The organism is Saccharothrix sp. NBAS 001 (assembly GCF_056640475.1).
Map to the genome: position 1 here is coordinate 2,211,121 of NZ_CM153251.1, position 23,922 is coordinate 2,235,042.

2 protein-coding genes (1 of these 2 only partly in view) are annotated in these 23,922 nt (G+C 77.6%); both read left to right on the forward strand.

The annotated features are described in order from the left end of the window. Window positions 1-15,858 carry an amino acid adenylation domain-containing protein gene (locus AC0HI0_RS09445; protein WP_480931909.1) on the forward strand — a complete coding sequence of 5,286 codons (15,858 nt, stop codon included), beginning with the start codon at window positions 1-3 and terminating at the stop codon, window positions 15,856-15,858. Then, window positions 15,855-23,922, forward strand: the 5' portion of a protein-coding gene (locus AC0HI0_RS09450) for a non-ribosomal peptide synthetase (RefSeq protein WP_480931910.1). It continues 5,237 nt past the right edge of the window; 8,068 of the gene's 13,305 nt are visible here — the first part of the coding sequence; it begins with the start codon at window positions 15,855-15,857; its stop codon lies off the right edge, out of view. The genes AC0HI0_RS09445 and AC0HI0_RS09450 overlap by 4 nt, the downstream gene beginning before the upstream one ends.

Genomic DNA, 23,922 nt, shown 5'->3' on the forward strand with positions numbered 1-23,922 from the left:
GTGTCACCGGTGTCGCATGGGGGCGACCGCCTGCCGCTGTCGACCGCGCAGCAGGGGATCTGGTTCGGGCAGCGCCTGGACGAGACCAGCCCGGCCTACAACACCGCCGAGTACGTCGAGATCTCCGGACCGCTCGACGTCGCCGCGTTCACCGCGGCGGTGCGCCGGACGGGGGCCGACGCGCCGGCGCTGACCGTCCTTTTCGGACACGACGAGTCCGGCACCTGGCAGCGCCCCGGCGCCCCGGCGGACCTGGTGCACGTCGACCTGACCGGCGAACCCGACCCGGACGCGGCGGCGCTGGCCGCGATGCGCGCCGAACTCGCCGTGCCGCGCGACCTGGCCACCGGACCCCTGGCGCACCAGGCGCTGTACCGGGTGGCCGAGGACCGGCACCTGTGGTTCCGGCTGTGCCACCACATCCTGCTCGACGCCTACGGCTACGCCCTGGTGGCCCGCCGGGTCGCCGAGGTCTACACCGCGCTGGTCGCCGGGCAGCCGGTGCCGGACAACCCGTTCCACCCGGTCGAGCGCCTGCTCGCCGAGCAGGACGCCTACCTCGCGTCGCCGAAGCACGAGCGCGACCGCGCGTTCTGGCGCGACCGGCTGGCCGGGCTGCCCGACGTGGTGTCGCTCGCCGACCCGAAGCCCGCCGCGCACACCTCGCTGCGCGAGCACGTCGAACCCGGCCCGGACACCGTGGCGGCGTTGCGCGCGTTCGGCGCGCGCACCGGCCTGGGCTGGGCGGAGACCGTCACCACCGCGGTCGCCCTGTACCTGGGGCGGGCCACCGGCGCGGCGGAGGTCGTGCTGGGCCTGCCGGTGATGGGCCGGCTGGGCTCGGCCGCCGTGCGCATCCCGACCGTCGCGGTCAACGTGGTGCCGCTGCGGCTGCGGGTCGACCCCGCCGCGACCGTCGCGGACCTCGCCGCCGCCGTCGCCTCGGAGATCAAGGCCACCCGGCCGCACCACCGCTACCGGGGCGAGGATCTGCGCCGCGACCTCGGCCTGCTCGGCGCGGGCCGGCGGCTGGTCGGACCGTGGGTCAACCTCAAGCCGTTCGACCCCGCGCTGGACTTCGCCGGGCTGCCCGGCGTCACCCGGTACCTGGCCGCCGGGCCGGTGGACGACCTGACCTTCACCGTGCAGGGCGGGCCGTCCGACACCGGTCTGGTGCTGGACGTGGACGCCAACCCGGCCGCGTACGACCGCACCGCGCTGCGGGCGCACACCGCGCGGTTCGTGGCCCTGCTGCGCGAACTGGACGACCCGGCCCGGCCGATCGGGCGCTTCGACGTGGCCACCGCCGCCGAACGCGCCGAGGTGGCCCGGTTCGGCGCGAGCACGCCGACCGGCCACGACCGGCTCGACGTGCTCGCCGCGATCGCCGCCGGCGCACCGGACGCGGTCGCGCTGCGCGGGGACGCCACCCTCACCTACGCGGGCCTGGCCGAGCGGTCGGACCGGATCGCCGCCGGGCTCGCCGCGCTGGGCGCGGGGCCGGGCGCGCTGGTCGCCGTCGTGCTGCCGCGCTCGGTCGACCTGGTGGCCGCGCTGGTCGCCGTGCTGAAGACCGGGGCCGGGTACGTGCCGGTCGACCCGGGTTTCCCGGCCGGGCGCGTCGCCCAGGTGCTCGCCGACGCGCGGCCCGCCGTCGTGCTGGACGCAGCGCTGCTCGCGGAGCTGGCCGCGTCGACCGCGCCGGTCCCGGCCGTCGACGTCCCGGCCGACGCGCCCGCCTACGTGCTGCACACCTCCGGGTCGACCGGTCGCCCCAAGGGCGTCGTGGTGACCCGGCGCAACCTGGCGAACCTGCTGGCGTCGCTGCGCGAGCGGTTCGCGTTCGGGCCGCGCGACCGGTTCCTCGCGGTGACCACGGTCGCCTTCGACATCGCCGCGCTGGAGCTGTTCCTGCCGCTGCTCGACGGCGCGACGGTCGTCCTGGCCGGGGCGGACGACGTCCGCGACCCGGCCAGGCTGGCCGGTCTGCTCCGCGCCGAGCGGATCACCGCCGCGCAGGCCACCCCGTCGCTGTGGCGCGCCCTGGTCGAGACCGACGCCGCCGCGCTCGCCGGCGTGCGGGTGCTGGTCGGCGGCGAGGCGCTGCCCGCGTCGCTGGCCCGCGCGCTGACCGCCGCGAGCCCGGAGGTGCACAACCTCTACGGCCCCACCGAGACCACGATCTGGTCGACCGCGCACCGGATCACCGCCGGCACCCGGCCGCTGATCGGGCGTCCGCTGCACAACACCGCCGCGCACGTGCTCGACGCCGCGCTGCGGCCGGTGCCGCCGGGCGCGGTCGGCGAGCTGTACCTGGCCGGGGCGGGCGTCACGCTCGGCTACCTCGGGCAGGGCGGGCTGACCGCGTCCCGGTTCGTGGCCGACCCGTTCGGCGCGCCGGGGACGCGGATGTACCGGACCGGCGACCTGGCGCGGTGGACCGCGTCGGGGGAGCTGGACTGCCTGGGCCGCACCGACCACCAGGTGAAGGTGCGCGGGTTCCGGGTCGAACTCGGCGAGGTGGAGACCGCCCTCGGCCGGGTGCCCGGGGTCGGTGCGTGCGCGGTCGTCCCGGTCGGCGCGGGGCTGGCCGGCTACTACGTGCCCACCGGGGAGCCGGTGGACCCGCGCGGGCACCTCGCCCGCGTGCTGCCCGACTACATGGTGCCCGCGCTGCTCGTGCCGCTGCCCGCGCTGCCGACCACGCCGAACGGCAAGGTCGACCGCGCCGCGCTGGCCGCCCGGACGCACACCGGCTCCGGCGGCGAGGTCCGCGACCCGCGCGAAGCCCGGCTGTGCGCGCTGTTCGGCGACGTGCTCGGGGTGCCCGGGTTCGGCCCGCAGGACGACTTCTTCCGGTTCGGCGGCCACTCGCTGCGCGCGGTGCGGCTCAGCGCCCGGATCGGCGCGGAACTCGGCGTCGAACCGCCGGTCGGGGCGATCTTCGACGCGCCGACCCCGCGCGCCCTGGCCGCCCGCCTCGACGGGCTCGCCCCGCCCCGGCCGGCCGTCGCGCCCGCGCCGCGCCCGCACCGGGTGCCGCTGTCGGCGGGCCAGCGCCGGCTGTGGCTGCTGGAGGCCGTGGCCGGCCCGTCCGCCACCTACAACCTGCCGCTGGGCCTGCGGCTGACCGGCGCGCTCGACCGGGACGCGCTGCTCGCCGCCCTGGACGACGTGGCCGCCCGGCACGAAGTCCTGCGCACCACCTACCCGCACGACGGCGGCGAGCCGTGGCAGCACGTGCTGCCGGACGCGTCCGTGCCGCGCGAGGTCGTGCCCGCCACCGACGACGAACTCCCCGACCTGGTGCGGGCGGCCGCGCGGCGGCCGTTCGACACCTCGGTGGAACCGCCGGTCCGCGCCACGCTGTTCGTGCTCGCGCCCGACCGGCACGTCCTGCTGCTCACCACGCACCACATCGCCACCGACGAGTGGTCGCTGCGCCCGCTGCTCGCCGACCTGGAGACCGCCTACCTGGCCCGGGCCGCCGGCACCGCGCCGGACTGGGCCCCGCTGCCCGTCCAGTACGCCGATTACGCGCTGTGGCAACGAGAACTGGCCTTCGGCGACGACCTGGACTTCTGGGCGGGCGAACTGGCCGGGCTGCCCGACGACCTGGTGCCGCCGACCGGCCGCACCCGTCCGGCGACGCCGAGCGGGGAGGGGCTCGTGGTGCCGCTCGACCTCGCGGGCGAGGTGCACGACCGGGTCCGGGCGCTCGCCGCCGAGACCGGCACCAGCGTGTTCATGGTGCTGCACGCGGCTTTCGCGGCCGTCCTGTCGCGCTGCGGCGCGGGGCCCGACGTGCCGATCGGCGTGCCGGTCGCGGGCCGGCCCGACCAGGACCTGGAGCGGCTCGTCGGGTTCTTCGTCAACACCGTGGTGACCCGGGTCGGGTTCGCGGGCCGCCCCACGTTCCGCGAGCTGCTCGGCCGCGTCCGGCGGGCCGACCTGGCCGCCCTGGCGCACGACGGGGTGCCGTTCGAGCAGGTCGTGGACCGGGTCGACCCGCCCCGCGCGCGCAACCGCAACCCGCTGTTCCAGGTGCTGCTGGCCTACCGCAACACCACCGGCGACCGGACCGGGTTCGCCGGGCTGCGGGCGCACGTCGACCTGGTCACCACCGGCACCGCGAAGTTCGACCTCACCCTCAACGCCACCGAGTCCGACACCGGGCTGGACGGGTTCCTGGAGTTCGCCCGGGACCTGTTCGACGACGAGGAGGCGGCCGCTCTCGCCCGCCGGTTCACCGCGTTCCTCGGCGCGGCGCTCGCCGGGCCGGACGAACCCGTGGCGGCGCTGGACGTCCTGCTCCCCGAGGAGCGGACCGCGCCGGACACGGCGCACCCGGTGCCCGACACCACCCTGGTCGCGTTGATCGAGCAGGCCCTGGCCGCCCACCCGGACGCCGAGGCGGTCGTCTTCCGCGACACCACGCTGACCTACCGCGAACTGGGCGAGCGCACCGCGCGGCTGGCCGGGGCGCTGCGCGCGCGGGGCGTCGGGCCGGGGTCGGTGGTGGCCGTCGTGCTGCCGCGCTCGGTGGAACTGGTGGTGGCGCTGGTCGCGGTGCTCCGCGCGGGCGGCGCGTACCTGCCCGTCGACCCCGAGCACCCGGCCGAGCGGATCGACGCCGTGCTGGCCGACGCGCGTCCCGCCACCGTGCTGACCCGGGAGACCGTGGCCGAGGTCGGCGAGCCGCCGGCCGCCGGGGTGGGGCCGCGCGACGCGGCCTACCTGATCTACACCTCCGGTTCGACCGGGCGGCCCAAGGGCGTGCTGGTGGAGCACGCGGCGATCGTCAACCGGCTGCTGTGGATGCGCGAGCGGTACCGGATCGGGCCCGCCGACCGGGTGCTGCAGAAGACCCCGGCCACCTTCGACGTCTCGGTGTGGGAGTTCTTCCTGCCGCTGATCAGCGGCGCGACGCTGGTGGTGGCCGAGCCCGGCGACCACCGGGAGCCCGACCGACTGGCCGCGCTGGTCGCCGCGCGGCGGGTGACCGCGCTGCACTTCGTGCCGTCGATGCTGGCCGCGTTCGTGGCCGCCGCGCCGGAGCACGACCTCGGGTCGGTGCGGCTGCTGGTGTGCAGCGGCGAGGCGCTGCCGGCCGACCTGGCGGTGGCCGGGCGGGAGTTCTTCGGCGTCGCGCCGCAGAACCTCTACGGGCCCACGGAGGCGGCGGTCGACGTCACCGAGTGGGACACCGCCGGGCAGGACCGACGCGGGTCGGTGCCGATCGGCGTGCCGGTGTGGAACACCCGGCTGCACGTGCTGGACGCCGGTCTGCGGCCGGTGCCGCCGGGCGTGGCCGGTGAGCTGTACCTGGCGGGCGCGCAGCTCGCCCGGGGCTACCGGGACCGGCCCGGGTTGACCGCGCAGCGGTTCGTGGCCGACCCGTTCGCGGTCGGGCAGCGGCTCTACCGGACCGGCGACCTGGTGCGCCGGCGGCGTGGCGGCGAGCTGGAGTTCCTGGGGCGGGTCGACCACCAGGTGAAGATCCGGGGCCAGCGGATCGAGCCGGGCGAGATCGAGGCGCGGCTGGTCGAAGCGCCGGACGTGGACCGGGCGGTGGTCGTGCGACGGGGTGACCGGCTGGTCGCCTACTGCGTGCCGGAGACCGCCGACACGGCCGCCGCGCTGCTGCGGCTGGCGGCCGTGCTGCCCGCCGTGATGGTGCCGTCGGCGCTGGTCGCGCTGCCCGCGTTCCCGGTGGGGCGCAACGGGAAGCTGGACCGCGACGCGCTGCCCGAGCCGTCCGCCGAGGTGGCCGCGCGGATCGCGCCGCGCGGTGTCCGCGAGGAGGCCGTGGCGGCGGCGTTCGCCGAGGTGCTCGGCCTGGCCGAGGTCGGCGCGGACTCCGCGTTCCTGGCCCGCGGCGGCGACAGCATCCTGGCCATCCACCTGGTCGCGGCGCTGCGCCGGTCCGGGCTGCGGGTCACGCCGCGCGACGTGCTGGAGGCGGGCACGGTCGCCGCGCTCGCCGAACGCGCCCGGCGGGAGCAGGGGACCGCGCCGCCCGCGGCCCGGCGCACCGGACCGGTCGCCCCGACCCCGATGCAGCGCTGGCTGCTGGCGCGCGGCGGTCCGGTCGACCGGTTCGGCCAGGCCGCGCTGCTGCGCGTGCCCGCCGCCGCGACGTCGGCCGACCTGGGGCGGCTGGTGGCCGGCCTGGTGGCCCGGCACGACTTCCTGCGCGCCCGGCTGGTCGGCGACCTGCTGCACGTCGACGCACCGGGCACCGGCCCGTCGGTGCGGGTGGCCCGGCCGGACGCCGACCCGCGCGTCGAGCTGGACCGCGAACTCGACGCGCTCGACCCCCGGGCCGGCGTGGTGCTGCGGGCCGTGCACCTGCCGGCGTCCGGCGGCGCGGGCGGGCGGCTGCTGCTGGTCGCCCACCACCTCGTCGTGGACGCGGTGTCGTGGGGCGTCATCGGCTCCGACCTCGCCGCCGACTGGGCCGGGTCCGCCCGGCCGTCCGGGTTCCGGGCGCACGCGTGGGCCGAATCCCTTGCGGCGGACGAAGACGAGCGGGGGTTCTGGCAGCTCATGGCGGGCGGTGACGGGCCGCCCGTCCGCACCGGGACCGTGGGCGAGCTGCGGCACCGCACCGTCCAGCTGTCCGCCGGCCTGACCCGGCTGGTCACCGGGGACGCACCCCGCGCGTTCCACACCGGGACCCGCGAGGTGCTGCTGGCCGCGCTGGGCCTGGCCGTGCGCGCCGCGTGGGGCGACCCCGAACTGCGCGTCGACCTGGAAGGCCACGGCCGGGACGCGGTGCCCGACGCGGACACCGCCGTCGGCTGGTTCACCGGCCTGCACCCGGTGCGCGTGGGGCTGTCCGGCGACCCGGCCGGGATCCTCAAGCAGGTCAAGGAAACCCTGCGCGCGGTACCCGGCGACGGCACCGGTTTCGGGCTGCTGCCCGACGTGCCCGGCGCGGCCCGCCCGATCCTGTTCAACCACCTGGGCCGGCTCGCGCCCGACGACGGCGCGGACTTCGCGCCGGTGGCCGGGCTGGGCTTCCTGCCCGGCGGCGCGGACGACGGGCTCACCGCGTCGCACGCCGTGGAAGTGGTCACCGCCGTGGCCGACGGCGTGCTCAAGGCCCGCTGGTCCGCGCTGCCCGGGGTCGACCTCGACGCCCTGGTCGACGCGTGGCGGGCCGCGCTCGCCGAGCTGACCGCCGCCGAGGGCGGGCACACCCCCTCGGACTTCCCGCTCGTCACGCTCACCCAGTCCGAGGTGGACGAGCTGGGCGAGGTCGACGACGTGCTGCCGCTGGCCCCGCTCCAGGCGGGACTGCTGTTCCAGAACGTCGCGGCGGAAGCGGCCACCGACGTCTACACGGTGCAGCTCGCGTTCGACCTGACCGGCGAGGTCGACGTGCCCCGGCTGCGGGAGTGCGCGCTGCGGCTGGTGCGCCGGCACCCGGTGCTGCGCGCGTCGCTGCGGCTGCGGGCCGCCGGCGACCCGGTCCAGGTCGTGGCGCACGACCCGCGACCCCTGTGGCAGGAAGGAGAGCTGACCGGGCAGGCGGTCGAGGAGTTCCGGCGCGCCCGGTTCGACCTGGCCGTCCCGCCGCTGATCCGGTTCGCGCTGCTGCGCGGCGACGACGGCCGCCGGCGGCTGCTGGTCTGCCACCACCACGTCCTGCTGGACGGCTGGTCGTCGCTGTCCCTGGCGCACGAGCTGTTCGCCGACTACCGGGGCGACCGGCTCCCGGTGCGCCGGCCCTACCGCGACCACCTGCGCGAGCTGGCCGGTGCGGACCGCGCCGGCGGCCGGGCGGCGTGGCGCGCGGCGCTGGCGGGCGTGGACGAGCCGACCCTGCTCGCCCCCGACCTCACCGACGCCCGCTGGCCCGGCGAGGTCGCGCGCGAACTCGGGCGCGCGCAGACCGCCCGGCTGGCCCGCGCGGCGCGCGCGGCCGGCGTGACGGTGGGCGTGGTCGCGCAGGCGGTGTGGGGGCTGCTGCTGGGCCGGCTCACCGGCCGCACGGACGTCCTGTTCGGCACCACCGTGTCCGGCCGCCCGGCCGACCTCGACGGGGTCGCCGACATGGCCGGGCTGTTCGTCAACACCGTGCCGGTGCGGGTCGTGCTGCGGCCCGGCGAGACCGCCGCTGCCCTGTTCCGCCGCGTGCTGGCCGAGCAGGCCGCGCTGCTGGACCACCACCACGTCGGCCTGGCCGACGTCCGCCGCGACACCGGGTTGGCCGAGCTGTTCGACACGTTGCTGGTGGTGGAGAACTACCCGGCCGACGACGGCTGGGACGCGGGCCCCGGCGTCACCGTCACCGGCGGCCCGCCGGTCGACGCCACCCACTACCCGGTCACCGCCGTGGTCGCGCCGGGCGAGCGCCTGCACCTGGGCGTCAAGTTCCACCCGGACTTCGGCGCGGACCGCGCCCGCGACCTGCTGGACCGGTTCGCCGGGCTGCTGCTCCGGGTCGCGCTCGCGCCGGACACCCCGGTCGGCGCGCTGGGCATCGGCGACGACGTCGACGTGCCGCGCCCCGAACCGGTCGCCGCGCCGTGGCCGACGCTCGCCGACGCGTTGCGCGCGCAGGTCCGCCGCACCCCCGACGCGATCGCGGTCACCGACCGCGACACCGCCCTGACCTACGCCGAGCTGGACGCCGCCGCGCGGTCGCTGGCCGGCCGGCTGGTCCGCCGGGGCGTCCGACCGGGCTCGCTGGTGGCGATCGCGCTGCCCCGGACGGCGCACCTGATCACGGCGGTGCTCGCGGTGCACAAGGCGGGGGCCGCGTACGTGCCGCTCGACCCGGGCCACCCGCCCGCGCGCACGGCGGCGGTGCTGGCCGACGCGCGGCCCGTGCTGGTCCTCACCGGAGGCGGAGAGTTCGCCGGCGGCGGGGTCGCCGGGGTCGACCACCTGGTGACCACCCCGGACGACCCGGTGGACGACGGACCCGAGGTGCCGGTGCGGCCGGACGACCCGGCCTACGTCATCCACACCTCGGGCTCCACCGGCCGCCCGAAGGGGGTCGTCGTCGCGCACCGCAGCGTGGTGGAGCTGCTCGCGTGGGGCCACGCCACCTTCGGCACCGAGGGGCTGGCCCGGGTCACCGCCGCGACACCGCTGACCTTCGACGTGTCGGTGTTCGAGATCTTCGCGCCGCTGTCCTGCGGCGGCCGGCTGGACGTGGTGGACGACGTGCTCGCGCTGGCCGACCCGCGCGACGGCGCGCCGCCGACCCTGGTGTGCGCGGTGCCCTCGGCGGTCGCGGGCGTGGTCGAGGCGGTCCCGCGGGGGTGGGACGTCGGCGCGTTCGCGCTGGCCGGCGAGGCGCTCTCGCCCGCGCTCGCGGCCCGCATCCGGGCCGCCGCGCCCGGCGCCCGGCTGCTCAACGTCTACGGCCCGACCGAGGCCACCGTCTACGCCACCGCGTGGCCGGTCGCCGACCGGGACCGGGTGCTGATCGGCGCGCCGCTGCCGGGCCGCCGCTGCCACGTGCTCGACGCCCACCTCAACCCGGTGCCGCCGGGCGTGGTGGGCGAGCTGTACCTGGCGGGCGGCCTGGCCCTGGGCTACCTGGGGCGGCCGGGCCTGACCGCGCAGCGGTTCGTCGCCGACCCGTTCGGCGCGGGCGGGGACCGGCTGTACCGGACCGGCGACCTGGCCCGGTGGACGCCGGGGGGCGAGCTGGACTACCTGGGCCGGGTCGACCAGCAGGTCAAGGTGCGCGGGTTCCGGATCGAGCTGGGCGAGGTCGAGCACGTGCTGGCCGGCGCGCCCGGCGTCACCTCGGCCGCCGTCGCCGCGCACGGCGGCGGGCTGGTCGGCTACGTGCTGGCCGACGGGTTCGACCGCGACGCCGTGCTGGCGCACTGCCGCGACCACCTGCCGGACTACATGGTCCCGGTCGCCGTCGTGCGGCTCGACGCGTTCCCGAGCACGCCCAGCGGCAAGCTCGACCGCGCCGCGCTGCCCGCGCCGGACACCTCGACCACCGCCGGTGGGCCCGCCGGGGACGACCCGGTGGCCGCGCTGCTCGCCGGGATCTTCGCCGAGGTGCTCGACCTGGCCTCGGCGGGGGAGCGGGACGACTTCTTCCGGCTGGGCGGCGACAGCATCCTGTCGCTGCGGGTGGTCGGCCGCGCCCGCGCCGCCGGCCTCGACCTGCGCGCCCGGGACGTGGTCGAACTGGGCACGCCGCGCGCGCTGGCCGAGCGGCTGGCCCGCGCCGCGCGCCCGGCCGGGGACGACGGCACCGAGGCTACGGCGGAGCCCGTCGGGATCCCGCGCACGCCGATCATGGCGTGGCTGGCCGAGCGCGGCGGCGACGTGAACCGGTTCGCGCAGTGGCTGACCGTGCGGACCCCGGCGGGCCTCACCGAGGACGGCCTGCGCCACCGGCTCGCGGTGCTCTACGAGCGGCACCCGGAACTCGGGGCCCGGCTGACCGCCGCCGGCACGCTGGAACCCGGCCACGCCGGACCGCCGGACGTGCGGGTCGTGGCCGACCTGTCCGGCGAACGCGAACGGGCCGTCGCCGAACTGGACGTCCACGCCGGCACCATGCTGCGGGCGGTGTGGCACCGGCAGGACGCCCGACTGCTGCTGGTCGCCAACCACCTGGTGGTGGACGGAGTCTCGTGGCGCGTCCTGCTGGACGACCTGGCCGACCGGCCCGCCGCGCCGAGCGTCGGCTTCGCCCGGTTCGCCACCGCCGCCGCGCGGGTCGAGGCGGACGTGGACGCGTGGCGGGCGGTGCTGGACCGGCCGCGCCCGGCGTTCGCCCGCCGGCCCGTCGACCCGGCCCGGGACGCGGTGTCCACCGCCGCCCGGATCGGCTCCGAGGTGCCGTGGGCGGGCCTGTCCGAGGTCGCCGCCCACGTCAACGGGACCGTCCAGGACGTGCTGCTGGCCGCGCTGGCCACCGCGATCGGGCAGCCCGCGCTGGTCGCGGTGGAAGGGCACGGCCGGGTCGACCTCGGGCTGGACGTCTCGCGCACGGTCGGCTGGTTCACCACCCGCCACCCGGTGCCGCTCGAACCGGGCGGGCACCCGGCGACCACGCTGCGGCTGGTCAAGGAGGCGGTGCGCGGCCTGCCCGGCGGCGACCTCGCGGGCCTCCAGTACGGCCGGCTGCGCCACCTCGACCGGGTGCCGGGCCTGCCCGAGGCCGAGATCGGGTTCAACTACCTGGGCCGGTTCACCGGCGGCGACGGCGACTGGACGCCGGTCGGCACGATGGGCGGCGGCGCGGACCCGCGCACGGCGGTCGCGTGCGCGCTGGACGTGACCGCTGCGGTGGACGGCGACACCGTGCGGGTGTCGTGGGCCTACGCCACCGACCTCCTGCCGACCGACCGGGTGCGGGCGCTCGCCGACCGCTGGCGCGACGCGCTGGCCGAGCTGGTGGACCGGGTGACCGGGCCGCTGCGCACCCCGTCGGACTTCCCGCTCGCCCGCCTGGAGCAGTCCGACGTGGACGGACTGGGCGACGTGGCGGACGTGCTGCCCGCCACCCCGTTGCAGAACGGCCTGCTGTTCCTGAGCGGGTTCGGCGACGGGCCGGACCCGTACCTGATGCAGCTGCGGCTGGAGTTCGGCGGGCGGGTGGCCGGCGACCGGATGCGCCGGGCCGCCGCCGCGCTGCTCGCCCGCCATCCCGTGCTGCGGTCGGGTTTCCGGCACACGGCGGCCGGCGCGCCGGTGGCGTTCGTGCCGCACGCGCTCGAACCCCGCTGGGCCGAGCGCACCACCGACGACGTCGACGCGGTGGCCGCCGCCGACCTCGCCGACCGGTTCGACCCGGCCGACCCGCCGCTGCTGCGGCTCACCCTCGTGCACCCCGGACCCGGGCGGCACGGGGGCGACACGCTCCTGGTCACCGCGCACCACCTGCTCTACGACGGGTGGTCCGGCCCGCTCGTGGTCGGCGACCTGCTCGGCGCCTACCACCGCGCCGGCCCGCCGGCCCGGGAGTCGCGCCCGTTCCGCGACCACCTGGTGTGGCTGGCCGGCCGGGACCGCGCGGCGGCCGACCGGGCGTGGCGCGCGGCGCTCGACGGGGTCGCCGAACCCACCCTGCTGGCACCGGGCGCGCCGGGCGGCGGGCGGATCGCCGCGCGGCACGTGAGTTCGCTGCCCGCGCCGCTGACCGCCGCGCTGACCCGGTGGCTGCACGACCGAGGCGTGACCCTCACCAACGCGGTGCACGCCGTGTGGGGCGTGCTGCTGGGCAGGCTCACCGGCCGCGAGGACGTCGTGTTCGGGTCCGTGGTGTCCGGTCGGCCCGCCGACCTGGACGGCGCGGACGGCATCGTCGGCATGTTCGCCAACACCGTCCCGGTCCGGGTGACCCCGGGCCACGACGAACCGCTGGGCGAGGTGGCGGTCCGGCTGCGGGCCGCCCGCGCGGACCTGCTGGAGCACCAGCACGTCGGCCTGGCCGAGATCCAGCGCGGCACCGGCCTGGGCGAGCTGTTCGACACGCTGGTCGTGGTGCAGAACTACCCGCTCGACGGAGCCGCCGTGCGGGCCGCCGCCGGGGACCTCGACCTGCGCGCGGTGTCCGCCTCCGACGACACGCACTACCCGCTGGCGCTGGTGGTCGAGCCGGGCGAGGAACTGCGGATCACCTGGAAGTACGCGGCCGACCTGCTCGACGCCGGCACCGTCGCGGCGCTCGGCGAGCGGTTCGAGCGGGTCTGCCGCGCGCTGGTCGGGCAGCCGGGCGTGACCGCCGGCGGCGTGGACGTGCTCTCCCCGGCCGAGCGGCGCGCCCTGTCGGCCGTCGACACCGCCCACCCGGTGCCGGACCTGACCATCGCCGGGCTGTTCGACCGGGTCGCGCGGGCGCACCCGGACGAGCCGGCCGTGGTGGACGGGGACACCGTGCTCGGCTACGCCGAACTCGACCGGCGCTCCGCCGCGCTGGCCCGCGACCTGGCGGCCCGGGGCGTCGGGCCGGAGGACGTCGTCGCGGTGGCCATGCCGCGCTCGGCCGACCTGGTCGTGGCGCTGCTCGCGGTGCAGCGGGCGGGCGGGGTCTACCTGCCGGTCGACCCGGACTACCCGGCCGAGCGGATCGCGGCGATGCTCGACACCGCGCGCCCGGTGCTCACCCTCACCGACGCCGAACCCGGCCCGAGGGGCGCCGAGCCGCGCCCGCCCGGGTCGACCGCCGGCGGCGCGTACGTGATCCACACCTCCGGCTCGACCGGGCGTCCCAAGGGCACGCTGCTCACCCACCGGGGCGTGCCGAGCCTGGTGCACACGCTGGTGACCGCGTTCGGGGTGGGTCCGGGCAGCCGGGTCGCCCAGTTCGCGTCGATCAGCTTCGACACCTCGGTGTGGGAGCTGTGCATGGGCGTGCTGACCGGGGCGGCGCTGGTGATCGTCCCGGACGACCGGCGCGCGGGCGACCCGCTCGCGGAGTTCCTGCGGGAGCAGCGGATCACCCACGTCACGTTGCCGCCCGCCGCGCTCGCGTCGATCGGCCCGGAGCAGACGCCCGAGGACCTCGTGGTGATCGCCGCGGGCGAGGCGTGCACCCCCGCCCTGGTCGCCCGGTGGGCCCCGGTGCGGCGGATGTTCAACTCCTACGGGCCGACCGAGACCACCGTGGACATCACGCTGTGGGAGTGCGCCGCCGAACCGGGCCTGACCGCCGTGCCGATCGGCGGGCCGGTGCACAACACGGCGGTGCACCTCCTCGACCACCGCCTGCGCCCGGTGCCGCCGGGCGCGGTCGGCGAGCTGTACGCGGCCGGCAGCGGTCTGGCCCGGGGCTACCTCGGGCTGCCCGGCCTGACCGCGTCCCGGTTCGTGGCCGACCCGTTCGGGCCGCCCGGCGGGCGGCTCTACCGGACCGGCGACCTGGCCCGCCGCCGCCCGGACGGCGCGCTGGTCTACGTCGGCCGCGCCGACCACCAGGTGAAGGTGCGCGGGTTCCGGATCGAGCCCGGCGAGGTGGAGTCCGTCGTGGCGGCGCACCCGGACGTGGCCGCGGTGACCGTGGTCGCCGCGCCGGACGGGCGGGGCGGCAACCGGCTGGTCGCCTACGTGGTCGGCCGGGACGGCCCGCCGGAGGTGGAGGCGCTGCGCGCGGCGGCCTCCCGGACGTTGCCCGACCACATGGTCCCGGCGGTGTTCGTGGTGCTCGACGCGTTGCCGCTGACCGCGCAGGGCAAGGTCGACCGCCGCAACCTGCCCGCGCCGCCCGCCGCGGCCGCGTCCGGCGACCTGACCGGGGCGACCGACGGCGAACGGGCGCTGGCCGCGATCGTCGCCGACGCGCTGGGCGTGCCCGGGGTGGGGCTCGACGACGACTACTTCGCGCTGGGCGGGGACAGCATCCAGGCCATCCAGGTCGCCGGCCGGGCCCGTGCGGCGGGCCTCGACCTCGCGCCGCGCGACATCTTCGAGCGCAAGACCGTGGCCGGGCTCGCCGCGCTGGTCGCGTCCCGCGCGCCGGCGGTCGCCCCGGTCGACGTGGTGGACGCGGTCGGCGACGTGCCGACCACCCCGGTGATGCGGTGGCTGCGCGCGCTGGGCGGCCCGATCGACCGGTTCAGCCAGGCGCAGGTGCTCGTCACCCCGCCGGAGCTGACCCGGGACGGGCTGGTCGCCGCCGTGCGCGGCCTGCTGGACCGGCACGACCTGCTGCGCGCCCGGCTGGACCGGACCGGGCCGTGGGTGCTGCGGGTGCCGCCGCCGGGCTCGGTGGCCGCCGAGGACCTGGTGGAGGTCGTCGGGACGTGGCCGGTGGACGTGGCGGCGGTGGCCGCCGCGCTCGACCCGGACGCCGGCGTCCAGCTCCGGTTCGCCTGGCACGAGGACAGCCGGCGGCTGCTGGTCGTGGCCCACCACCTGGTGGTCGACGGGGTCAGCTGGCGGGTGATCTCCGACGAGCTGGCGGGCGTCGGACGCGCGGGCGGGCTGCCGTTCCGGGCGTGGGCGCTGCGGCTCGCGCGAGCCGGCGACGCCGGTGAGTTCGCCGCCGAGCTGCCGCACTGGCGGGCCGTGCTGGACCGGCCGGCGGCGCTGCCGGGCGTCGGCGGGCTCGACCCGGCGCGGGACCTGGTCGGCGCGGCCCGCCGGCTGCGCCGGGTGCTCTCGCCGGCCGACACCGCGCCGCTGCTGGCCGACGTGCCCACCGCGTTCGGCGCGAACACCCAGGACGTGCTGCTCGCCGCGCTCGCCCTGGCGGTGGCCCGGCGCGGACCGCGCGACCTGCTCGTCCAGGTCGAGGGGCACGGCCGTACCGACCTGGTGCCCGGCGCGGACCTGTCCACCACGGTCGGCTGGTTCACCAGCGCCTACCCGGTGCGGCTGCGGCTGGCGGGCGTGGACGTGGCCGAGGCGCTGCGCGGCGGCGACGCGGTGGGGCGCGCGGTCAAGGCCGTCAAGGAGCAGATCCGCGCCACACCTGGCGAGCAGGGCATCGGGTACGGGGTGCTGCGCTACCTCGACCCCGCCGCCGGGCCGGAACTGGCCGCGCTCGGCACGCCCGCGCTCGCGTTCAACTACCTGGGCCGGTTCACCGCCGGGGAGGGCCCGTGGCGGCCCGCCGCGGAGTGGGTGGGCGTGGACGGGGCGACCGAACCGGACCTGCCGATGGCGCACCCGGTGGAGATCACCGTCGCGGTCGGCGACCGGGACGGTGAACCGGTGCTGACGGCGGACTGGACCTACGCGCCGGGCGCGGTCGCCGAGCGGGACGTGGCGGCGCTGGCCGACGCGTGGCTGGACGCGCTGGACGCCGTCACCGAGCACGCCGCCGGTCCGGGCGCGGGCGGCCACACGCCGTCCGACCTCGACCTCGTGTCGTTGAGCCAACAACAGATCGATGCGCTGGAAGCGAAATGGGGCAGGGCATGACTCGCACCGGGCTGGAGGACGTCCTCCCGCTCACGCCGTTGCAGGAGGGCATGTACTACCTGTCCTCGTTCGACCGCGCGGCACCGGACGTCTACACCGTCCAGTTGCGCTTCGAACTGGCCGGACGGGTGGACGCGGTGGCGTTGCGGGCCGCCGCGCAGGCGCTGCTGGACCGGCACGCCAACCTGCGCGTCGGCGTCACCTCGGAGGGCCTGGAACGGCCCGTGCAGCTCGTGCTGCGGCACGTCGAGGTGCCGTTCACCGAGGTCGACGCGGTCGACGCGGCGGACGCGGACCGGATCGCCGACGAGGACCGGCGCACCCGGTTCGACCTGGCCACGCCGCCGCTGATCCGGTTCGCCCTGGTGCACGTCGGCGACGACGTGCACCACCTGCTGGTGACGCACCACCACCTGCTGATGGACGGCTGGTCGGGCCCGCTGCTGGGCCGCGACCTGTTCGCGCTCTACGGCAGCCGGGGCGAGACCTCGGGGCTGCCGCGCGTGCGCCCGTACCGGGAGTTCCTGGCGTGGCTGCGGGCCCGGGACACCGGGGCCGCCGCGACCGCGTGGCGGGCCGCACTGTCCGATGTGGACGGTCCGACGCTGATCGCGCCGGACGGCGTGGGCGCGAGTCCGGGCGCGGGCGTGCGGCTGCGCCGGGAACTGTCCGAAGAGGACACCGCGCGGCTGGTCGCGTCCGCCCGCGCGCGCGGCGTCACGCTCAACACGCTGGTGCAGGCCGCGTGGGCGCTGGTCCTGGGCCGGGCGACCGGCCGCAGCGACGTGGTGTTCGGCTCGACCGTGCACGGCCGGCCCGCCGACCTGCGCGGCGCGCACGAGATGCTCGGCCTGTTCATCAACACCGTCCCGGTGCGGGTCGGGCTCCGGCCGGCGGAGTCCGCCGAGGGGCTGCTGCGCCGGGTGCAGGACGAGCAGGCCCGGCTGCTGGACCACCAGCACCTCGGCCTGGCCGAGATCCAGCGCCTGGCCGGCGGCGAGCTGTTCGACACGCTCGTCGTGGTCGAGAGCTACCCGGTGGACCGGGAGGCGCTGGCCCGGGGGCAGCGCGAAGCCGGCCTGGACGTGCGGTCGGTGACCACCCGCGACGCCGTGCACTACCCGGTGAGCCTGGTCGTCGCGCCCGGCCCGCGCCTGGAGCTGACCGTCGCGCACCGGCCCGAACTCGTGCCGGGCGCGGTCGCCGGACGCCTGCTGGACGGCGTCGCGCGGGCGCTGGCCGCGTTGACCGGCGACCTCCCGGTGGGCCGGCTGCCGCTGGCCCCCGCCGAGGACCCGGCGCTCGGCCGCAACGACACCGCCCGCGAGGTGCCCGCCGCGACCCTGCCCGCGCTGTTCGCCGAGCAGGCCCGGCGCACCCCGGACGCGCCGGCCGTGCTCGCAGCCGGCGAGCGGTGGACGTTCGCCGACCTGGCCGGGCGCATCGCCCGCCTGGCCGGTGCGCTGGTCGCTCGCGGGGTCGTGCCCGGCGACCTGGTCGCGGTCGCGCTGCCGCGCTCGGCGTGGCTGGTCGCCGTGCTGTACGCGGTGCACCGGGCGGGCGCGGCCTACCTGCCGGTCGACCCGGACTACCCGGCGGCCCGCGTCGCCCTGGTGATCGAGGACGCCCGGCCCGCCCTGGTGGTCACCGGGGAGGTGCTGGCCGAACTGCTCGCCGCCGACGCTCCCGCGCTGCCCGGACCGGTGGACGTCGGGCCCGGCCACCCCGCCTACGTGATCTACACCTCCGGTTCGACCGGCACGCCCAAGGGCGTCGTCGTGTCGCACGGCGCGATCGCCAACCGGCTGCGGTGGTTCCGCGACACCCTCGACCCGGCCGCCGACGACCGGTTCGCGCTCAAGACCCCGATCTCGTTCGACGTGTCCGTGCCGGAGCTGTTCTGGCCCGCCTACACCGGTCTGCCGCTCGTGGTGGCCGAGCCGGACGACCACCGCGACCCCGCCGCGCTGGCCGCCCTGGTCGAGCGGGAGGCGGTGACGGTGCTGCACTTCGTGCCGTCCGTGCTCGGTGCGTTCCTCGCCGAGCCGACCGCCGGCCGGGCCCGGACCCTGCGCACCGTGCTGTGCAGCGGCGAGGCGCTGCCCGCCGGGCACGTCACCCGGCTGCGCGAGGTGCTGCCCACCGCCCGGCTGTGGAACCTCTACGGCCCGACCGAGGCCGCGGTCGACGTGACCTGGTGGGACACCTCCGGCGAGGACGGGACCCGCGCGGTGCCGATCGGCCGCCCGGTGTGGAACACCCGCGCGCACGTGCTCGACGCCGCGCTGCGCCCGGTCGCCCCCGGCGAACCGGGGGAGCTGTACCTGTCCGGCGGCCAGCTCGCGGACGGCTACCTGCGCCGGCCCGGCCTGACCTCGGCCCGGTTCGTGGCCGACCCGGCCGGCCCGCCCGGCGCGCGGCTGTACCGCACCGGCGACCTCGCCCGGTGGGACGACGGCGCGCTCACCTACCTGGGCCGCACCGACCAGCAGGTCAAGGTGCGCGGCGTGCGGGTCGAGCCGGGCGAGGTGGAGCACGCCCTGCTCGCCGTGCCGGGGGTCGACGCCGCCGCCGTGATCGCCCGCGACGACGCGCTGATCGGCTACCTCGCGCCCGCCGGCGTGGACGTGGCCGCCGTCCGGCGGGCCGTCGCCGCCGTGCTGCCCGCGCACCTGGTGCCCTCCGCGCTGGTCGCGCTGGACGGACTCCCGTCGACGCCCAACGGCAAGCTCGACCGGTCCGCGCTGCCCGCACCGGGCCGGGCCGCCGCCGGCCGGGTGCCGCGCGCGGGCGTGGAGCACCTGGTGGCGGAGCTGTTCGCGACCACCCTGGGCCTGCCGGAGGTCTTCGCCGACGACGACTTCTTCGCGCTGGGCGGGCATTCGCTGCTGGTGGTCAAACTGGTCAACGCGCTGCGCACGGCCCTGGGCGCGGACCTCTCGCCGCGCGAGGTCTTCGACCACCCGACCCCGGCGGCGCTCGCCGTCGTCGCGGCGGACGCCCCGCCGCCCCGGCCCGCGCCCGCGCCGCGCCCGCGGCCGGAGTTCGTGCCGCTGTCCGCCGCGCAGCGCCAGTTGTGGTTCCTGCACCGCCTGGACGGGCCGAACGCCACCTACAACCTGCCGCTGGTGTGGCGGGTGCGCGGGCCGCTCGACCCGGCCACCCTGCGCGCGGCGCTCGCCGACGTGACCGCCCGCCACGAGGTCCTGCGCACCACGTTCCCCGAGCACGACGGCGTGCCGCACCAGCACGTCGGGCCGCCGTCAGCGGTCGACTGCCCGGTGGTGGACGTCGAGGGGCAGGCGCTGGACGCCGCCGTCACGGCCGCGTGCGGGCACCTGTTCGCGCTGGAGGACGAACCCCCGCTGCGCGCCACGGTGTTCCGCCTCTCCGAGGACGACCACGTACTCCTCCTGCTGCTGCACCACATCGCGGGCGACGAGTGGTCGGCGGGACCGCTGCGCCGCGACCTGTTCACCGCCTACGACGCCCGGTCGCGCGGTGCGGAACCGGACCTGCCGGCGCTGCCCGTGCAGTACGCGGACTTCGCGCTGTGGCAGGAGGAGAACCCGGTCGCCGACGACTACTGGGCGCGGCACCTGGCGGGCCTGCCCGAGCTGCTGGAGCTGCCCGCCGACCGGCCTCGGCCGCCGGTCGCGGGCGGGGCCGGCGGCACGGTCGGCTTCGAGGTGCCGCCACACGTCGTGGCCCGGCTGCGGGACCTGGCCGCCGGGCTCGGCGTCACCCGGTTCATGCTCGCCCAGGTCGCCGTCGCGGCGCTGCTGCACCGGCTGGGCGCGGGCCCCGACATCCCGCTGGGCACGCAGGTCACCGGCCGCGTCGACCCGGTGCTGGACGAGGTCGTCGGGTTCTTCGCCAACACCGTCGTGCTGCGCGCAGACCTCGCCGGCCGGCCGACGTTCCGCGCCCTGGCGGAGCGGGTGCGGGCCGCCGACCTGGCCGCGTTCGCGCACCAGGACGTGCCGTTCGACCGCGTGGTGGACCGGGTCCGGCCGCACCGCTCCCGCGCGCACCACCCGCTGTTCCAGGTCGGGATCGCCTACCAGCACGTGGACCTCGCGCCCGAGCCGTTCGGCGGCCTGACCGTGCGGCCGCACCGCGCGCACCTGCCGGTCGCCAAGTTCGACCTCGACTTCGAGTTCGCCGAGGTGGGCGACGCGCTGCACGGCGCGGTCGTGCACCGCACCGACCTGTTCACCCCGCAGACCGCCGAACGACTCGCCCGGTGGCTGGTGCTCGTGCTCACCGAACTGGCCGCGAACCCGGACCTCCCGGTCGACGCGGTGGACCTGATGGTCACCGAGGAGCCCGCCCCGGCCGCCACCGGGGCGCCGGAATCGGGCCGGCGCGGCATTTCCGGGCTGTTCGCGGCGGCGCTGGCCCGCGACCCGGCCGCGCTCGCGGTGGTCGACGGGCCTCGATCCCTCACCTACCAGGAACTCTCGGCCGCCGTGGACGTCCTCGCCGGCCGATTGCGCGAGCACGGCGCGGCACCCGGCCGGAGCGTGCTGGTGAGCCTGGCACGGGGCGCGGACGCGGTGACCGCGTTCCTCGCGGTGGCCGCCACGGGCGCGACCTACCTGCCGCTCTCGCCCGCCGCGCCCGCCGTCCGGCGGGCGGAGATCGTCGCCGCCACCCGCCCGTGCGCCGAGGTGACCGCGCGGGGCGTGGCGGGCCTGGACGACCCGGCGGACGGGCCGGTGGCCGCGTACCTGATCCACACCTCGGGCTCGACCGGGAAACCCAAGGGCGTGCTGGTGTCCGACGCGGGCGTGGAGGCGCTCGTGGACACCGCCGTGCGGGTCTACGGCGCGGGTCCGGGCGCGCGGGTGCTCCAGTTCACCTCGCCCGCGTTCGACGTCTACCTGGAAGAGCTGGCGATGTCCGTGTTCTCCGGCGGCACGCTGCACGTGCCGGGCGAGGGCGAACGGCTCGGCGCGCCGCTGGCCGCGTTCGCCCGCGCGCACGACCTGACGCACGTCGACCTGCCGCCCGCCGCGCTGGAGTCGCTGCCCGCCGGGAGCCTGCCCGCCGGCACCTCGGTGGTGGTCGGCTCCGACCGGGTGCCCGCCGACCTGGTCGCCCGCTGGTCGCCGGGCCGGCTGCTGGTCAACGCGTACGGCCCCACCGAGACCACGGTCAACGCGTCGCTGTGGCGGGTCCCGCCGGTGTTCGACGGCCGGGTGCTGATCGGCGGCCCGGACACCGGCCGGACGCTGCACGTGCTGGACGACCGGCTGCGGCCGTGCCCGGTCGGGGTGCCCGGCGAGCTGTACGTCGGCGGCCACACCCTGGCGCTGGGCTACTGGGACGCGCCCGCCGCCACCGCCGAGCGGTTCGTGGCGGACCCGTTCGGCGGCGGGCGGCTGTACCGGACCGGCGACCGGGTCCGCCGGACCGCCGACGGGCTGGAGTTCCTGGGCCGGGTGGACGCGCAGGTGCAGATCCGGGGCTTCCGGGTGGAGCCCGCCGAGGTGGAGGCCGCGCTCACCGCGTTCCCGGAGGTGGCGCTGGCCGCCGTGGTGGCCCGCGCGGACGACGGGCCGCTGCGGCTGGTCGGGTACGTCGTCGCGGCGGAGGGCCGGACCGTCGACGGCGGTGCGCTGCGCCGCCGGCTGGGCGCGGTGCTGCCGGACTACCTGGTGCCCTCGGCGGTGGTGGCGCTGACCGCCCTGCCGGTGGACAACAGCGGCAAGCTCGACCGCCGCGCGCTGGCCGCCGCGCCGTGGGCCGCGCCCGGCACGCCCGGCCGCGCGCCGCGGACCGCCGCCGAACGGGCCGTCGCCGAGGTGTTCGGCGGGGTGCTCGGCCTCGACGGGATCGACGCGGACGCCGGGTTCTTCGCGCTCGGCGGTGACAGCATCTCCTCCATCCAGGTCGTGTCCCGGCTGCGCGCGGCCGGCTGGCGGGCGAGCGCCCGCCAGGTGTTCGAGCACCAGACCGTCGCCGAACTCGCCGCCGTGCTGACGCCCGCCGCACCGGCCCCGGCCGTGCGCGCGGCCGACCCGGACGGCGCGCGGTGGCCGCTGGCCCCGCTCCAGGAAGGTCTGCTGTACCTGCACGGCCTCGACCCGCGCGGCTACCTGGTGCAGCAGGTGTTCACCCTCGCCGGCGACCTCGACGCGGCCCTGCTGCGCCGCTGCCTGCAGGCCCTGCTGCACCGGCACCCGAACCTGCGCGCCGGGTTCCGGGACGGCGCGGACACCCGGCCGGTGCAGTTCGTGCCGGACACCGCCGTGCTGCCGTGGCGCGAGCTGGAACTGACCGAGGACGCGTTCGCGCGCCTGGTCGAGCAGGACCGCGCGGAGGGCTTCGACCTCGCCGCGCCGCCGCTGCTGCGGGCCACCGCCGTGCGGGTGGCCGACGGTTCGCACCGGCTCCTGCTCACCCACCACCACATCCTGATGGACGGCTGGTCCGGCCCGCTGTTCGGCCGGGAGCTGTTCGAGCTGTACGGCGCGGGCGGCGACCCGGGCGCGCTGCCGCCGGCCGCCGACTACCGCGACTACCTGCGGTGGCTGGCCGACCGCGACCCGGCCGAGGGCGAACGGGTCTGGCGCGCCGCGCTGTCCGATGTGGACGGTGCGACGGCGCTGGGCGGCGACGGGCCGGTGCGCGAGCACGTGGTGGACCTGCCGGCGGGCTTCGCCGACGTGGCCCGCGCGCACGGCGTCACGGAGAACACCGCCCTGCAGGTGCTGTGGGCGCTGGTCCTGGCGGCCGAGACCGGCCGCTCGGACGTGGTGTTCGGGGCGACCGTGCACGGCCGGCCGGGCGAGCTGCCCGGCGCGGAGCGGATGATCGGCCTGTTCGTCAACACCGTGCCGGTGCGGGTCCGGCTGCGCCCCGAGGAGACCGCCGCCGACCTGCTGGCCCGCGTCCGGTCCGAGCAGAACCGCCTGCTGGACCACCAGCACGTGGGTTTGGCCGACGTCCAGCGCTGGGCGGGCGCGGGCGAGCTGTTCGACACCCTGCTGGTGGTGGAGAGCTACCCGGTCGACACCGAGGCGCTGGCCGAGGCGGAACGCCGGGCCGGGCTCGCGGTCACCGGCCTGGTCGAGCGGGACGAGACGCACTACCCGGTGACCGTCCTGGTCGCGCCGGGCGGGCGGCTCACCCTGCGGGCCCGGCGCGACGCCGGCCGGCTCGCCGACCGGGTGCGCGCGGTGGCCCGCCTGCTGGTCGAGGCCCCGGCCACCCCGGTCGGCCGGCTCGACCTGCTCACCGCCGCCGAACGCGACGCGGCCGTGCGGGCGGGCAACGACACCGCCCACGACCTGCCCGCCACGACCGTGCCCGAGCTGGTCGCCGCGCAGGCCGCGCGCACCCCGGACGCGATCGCGCTGGTCGCGGGGGACGTGCGGTGGACCTACCGCGAGTTCGAGGACCGGGTGGGCCGGCTGGCGTTCGCGTTGCGGGCCGCCGGCGTCGGCGCGGAGGACGTGGTCGGCGTGGCGCTGCCCCGGTCGGCCGACCTGGTGGCGGTGCTGCACGCCGTGCAGCGGTGCGGCGGGGCGTACCTGCCGATCGACCCCGACCTGCCGGCCGGCCGGATCGGGTACCTGGTCGAGGACGCCCGGCCGGTCCTGGTCGTGACGGGGCAGTGGCTCGCCGGCGCGGACACCTCCGGCCACCTCGACGCGCGCCCGCTCGACCCGGCGGGCGCGGCCTACGTGCTCTACACGTCCGGGTCGACGGGCCTGCCCAAGGGCGTGGTGGTGCCGCACGGCGCGGTGGTGAACCGGTTGTGGTGGATGGCCGACGAGTACGGGTTCGGCCCCGGCGACCGGGTCGCGCTCAAGACCCCGGCGTCGTTCGACGTGTCGGTCTGGGAGCTGTTCCTGCCGTTCGTCACCGGCGGCACGCTCGTGGTCGCCTCGCCGGACGGCCACCGCGACCCGGCCCACCTGGCGGAACTCCTGCGGTCCCACCAGGTCGACACGGTGCACTTCGTCCCGTCGATGTTGGCGGCCTTCCTCGCCGAACCCGCCGTCGCCGGCCTCGGCCTGCGCCGCGTGGTGTGCAGCGGCGAGGAGCTGCCCG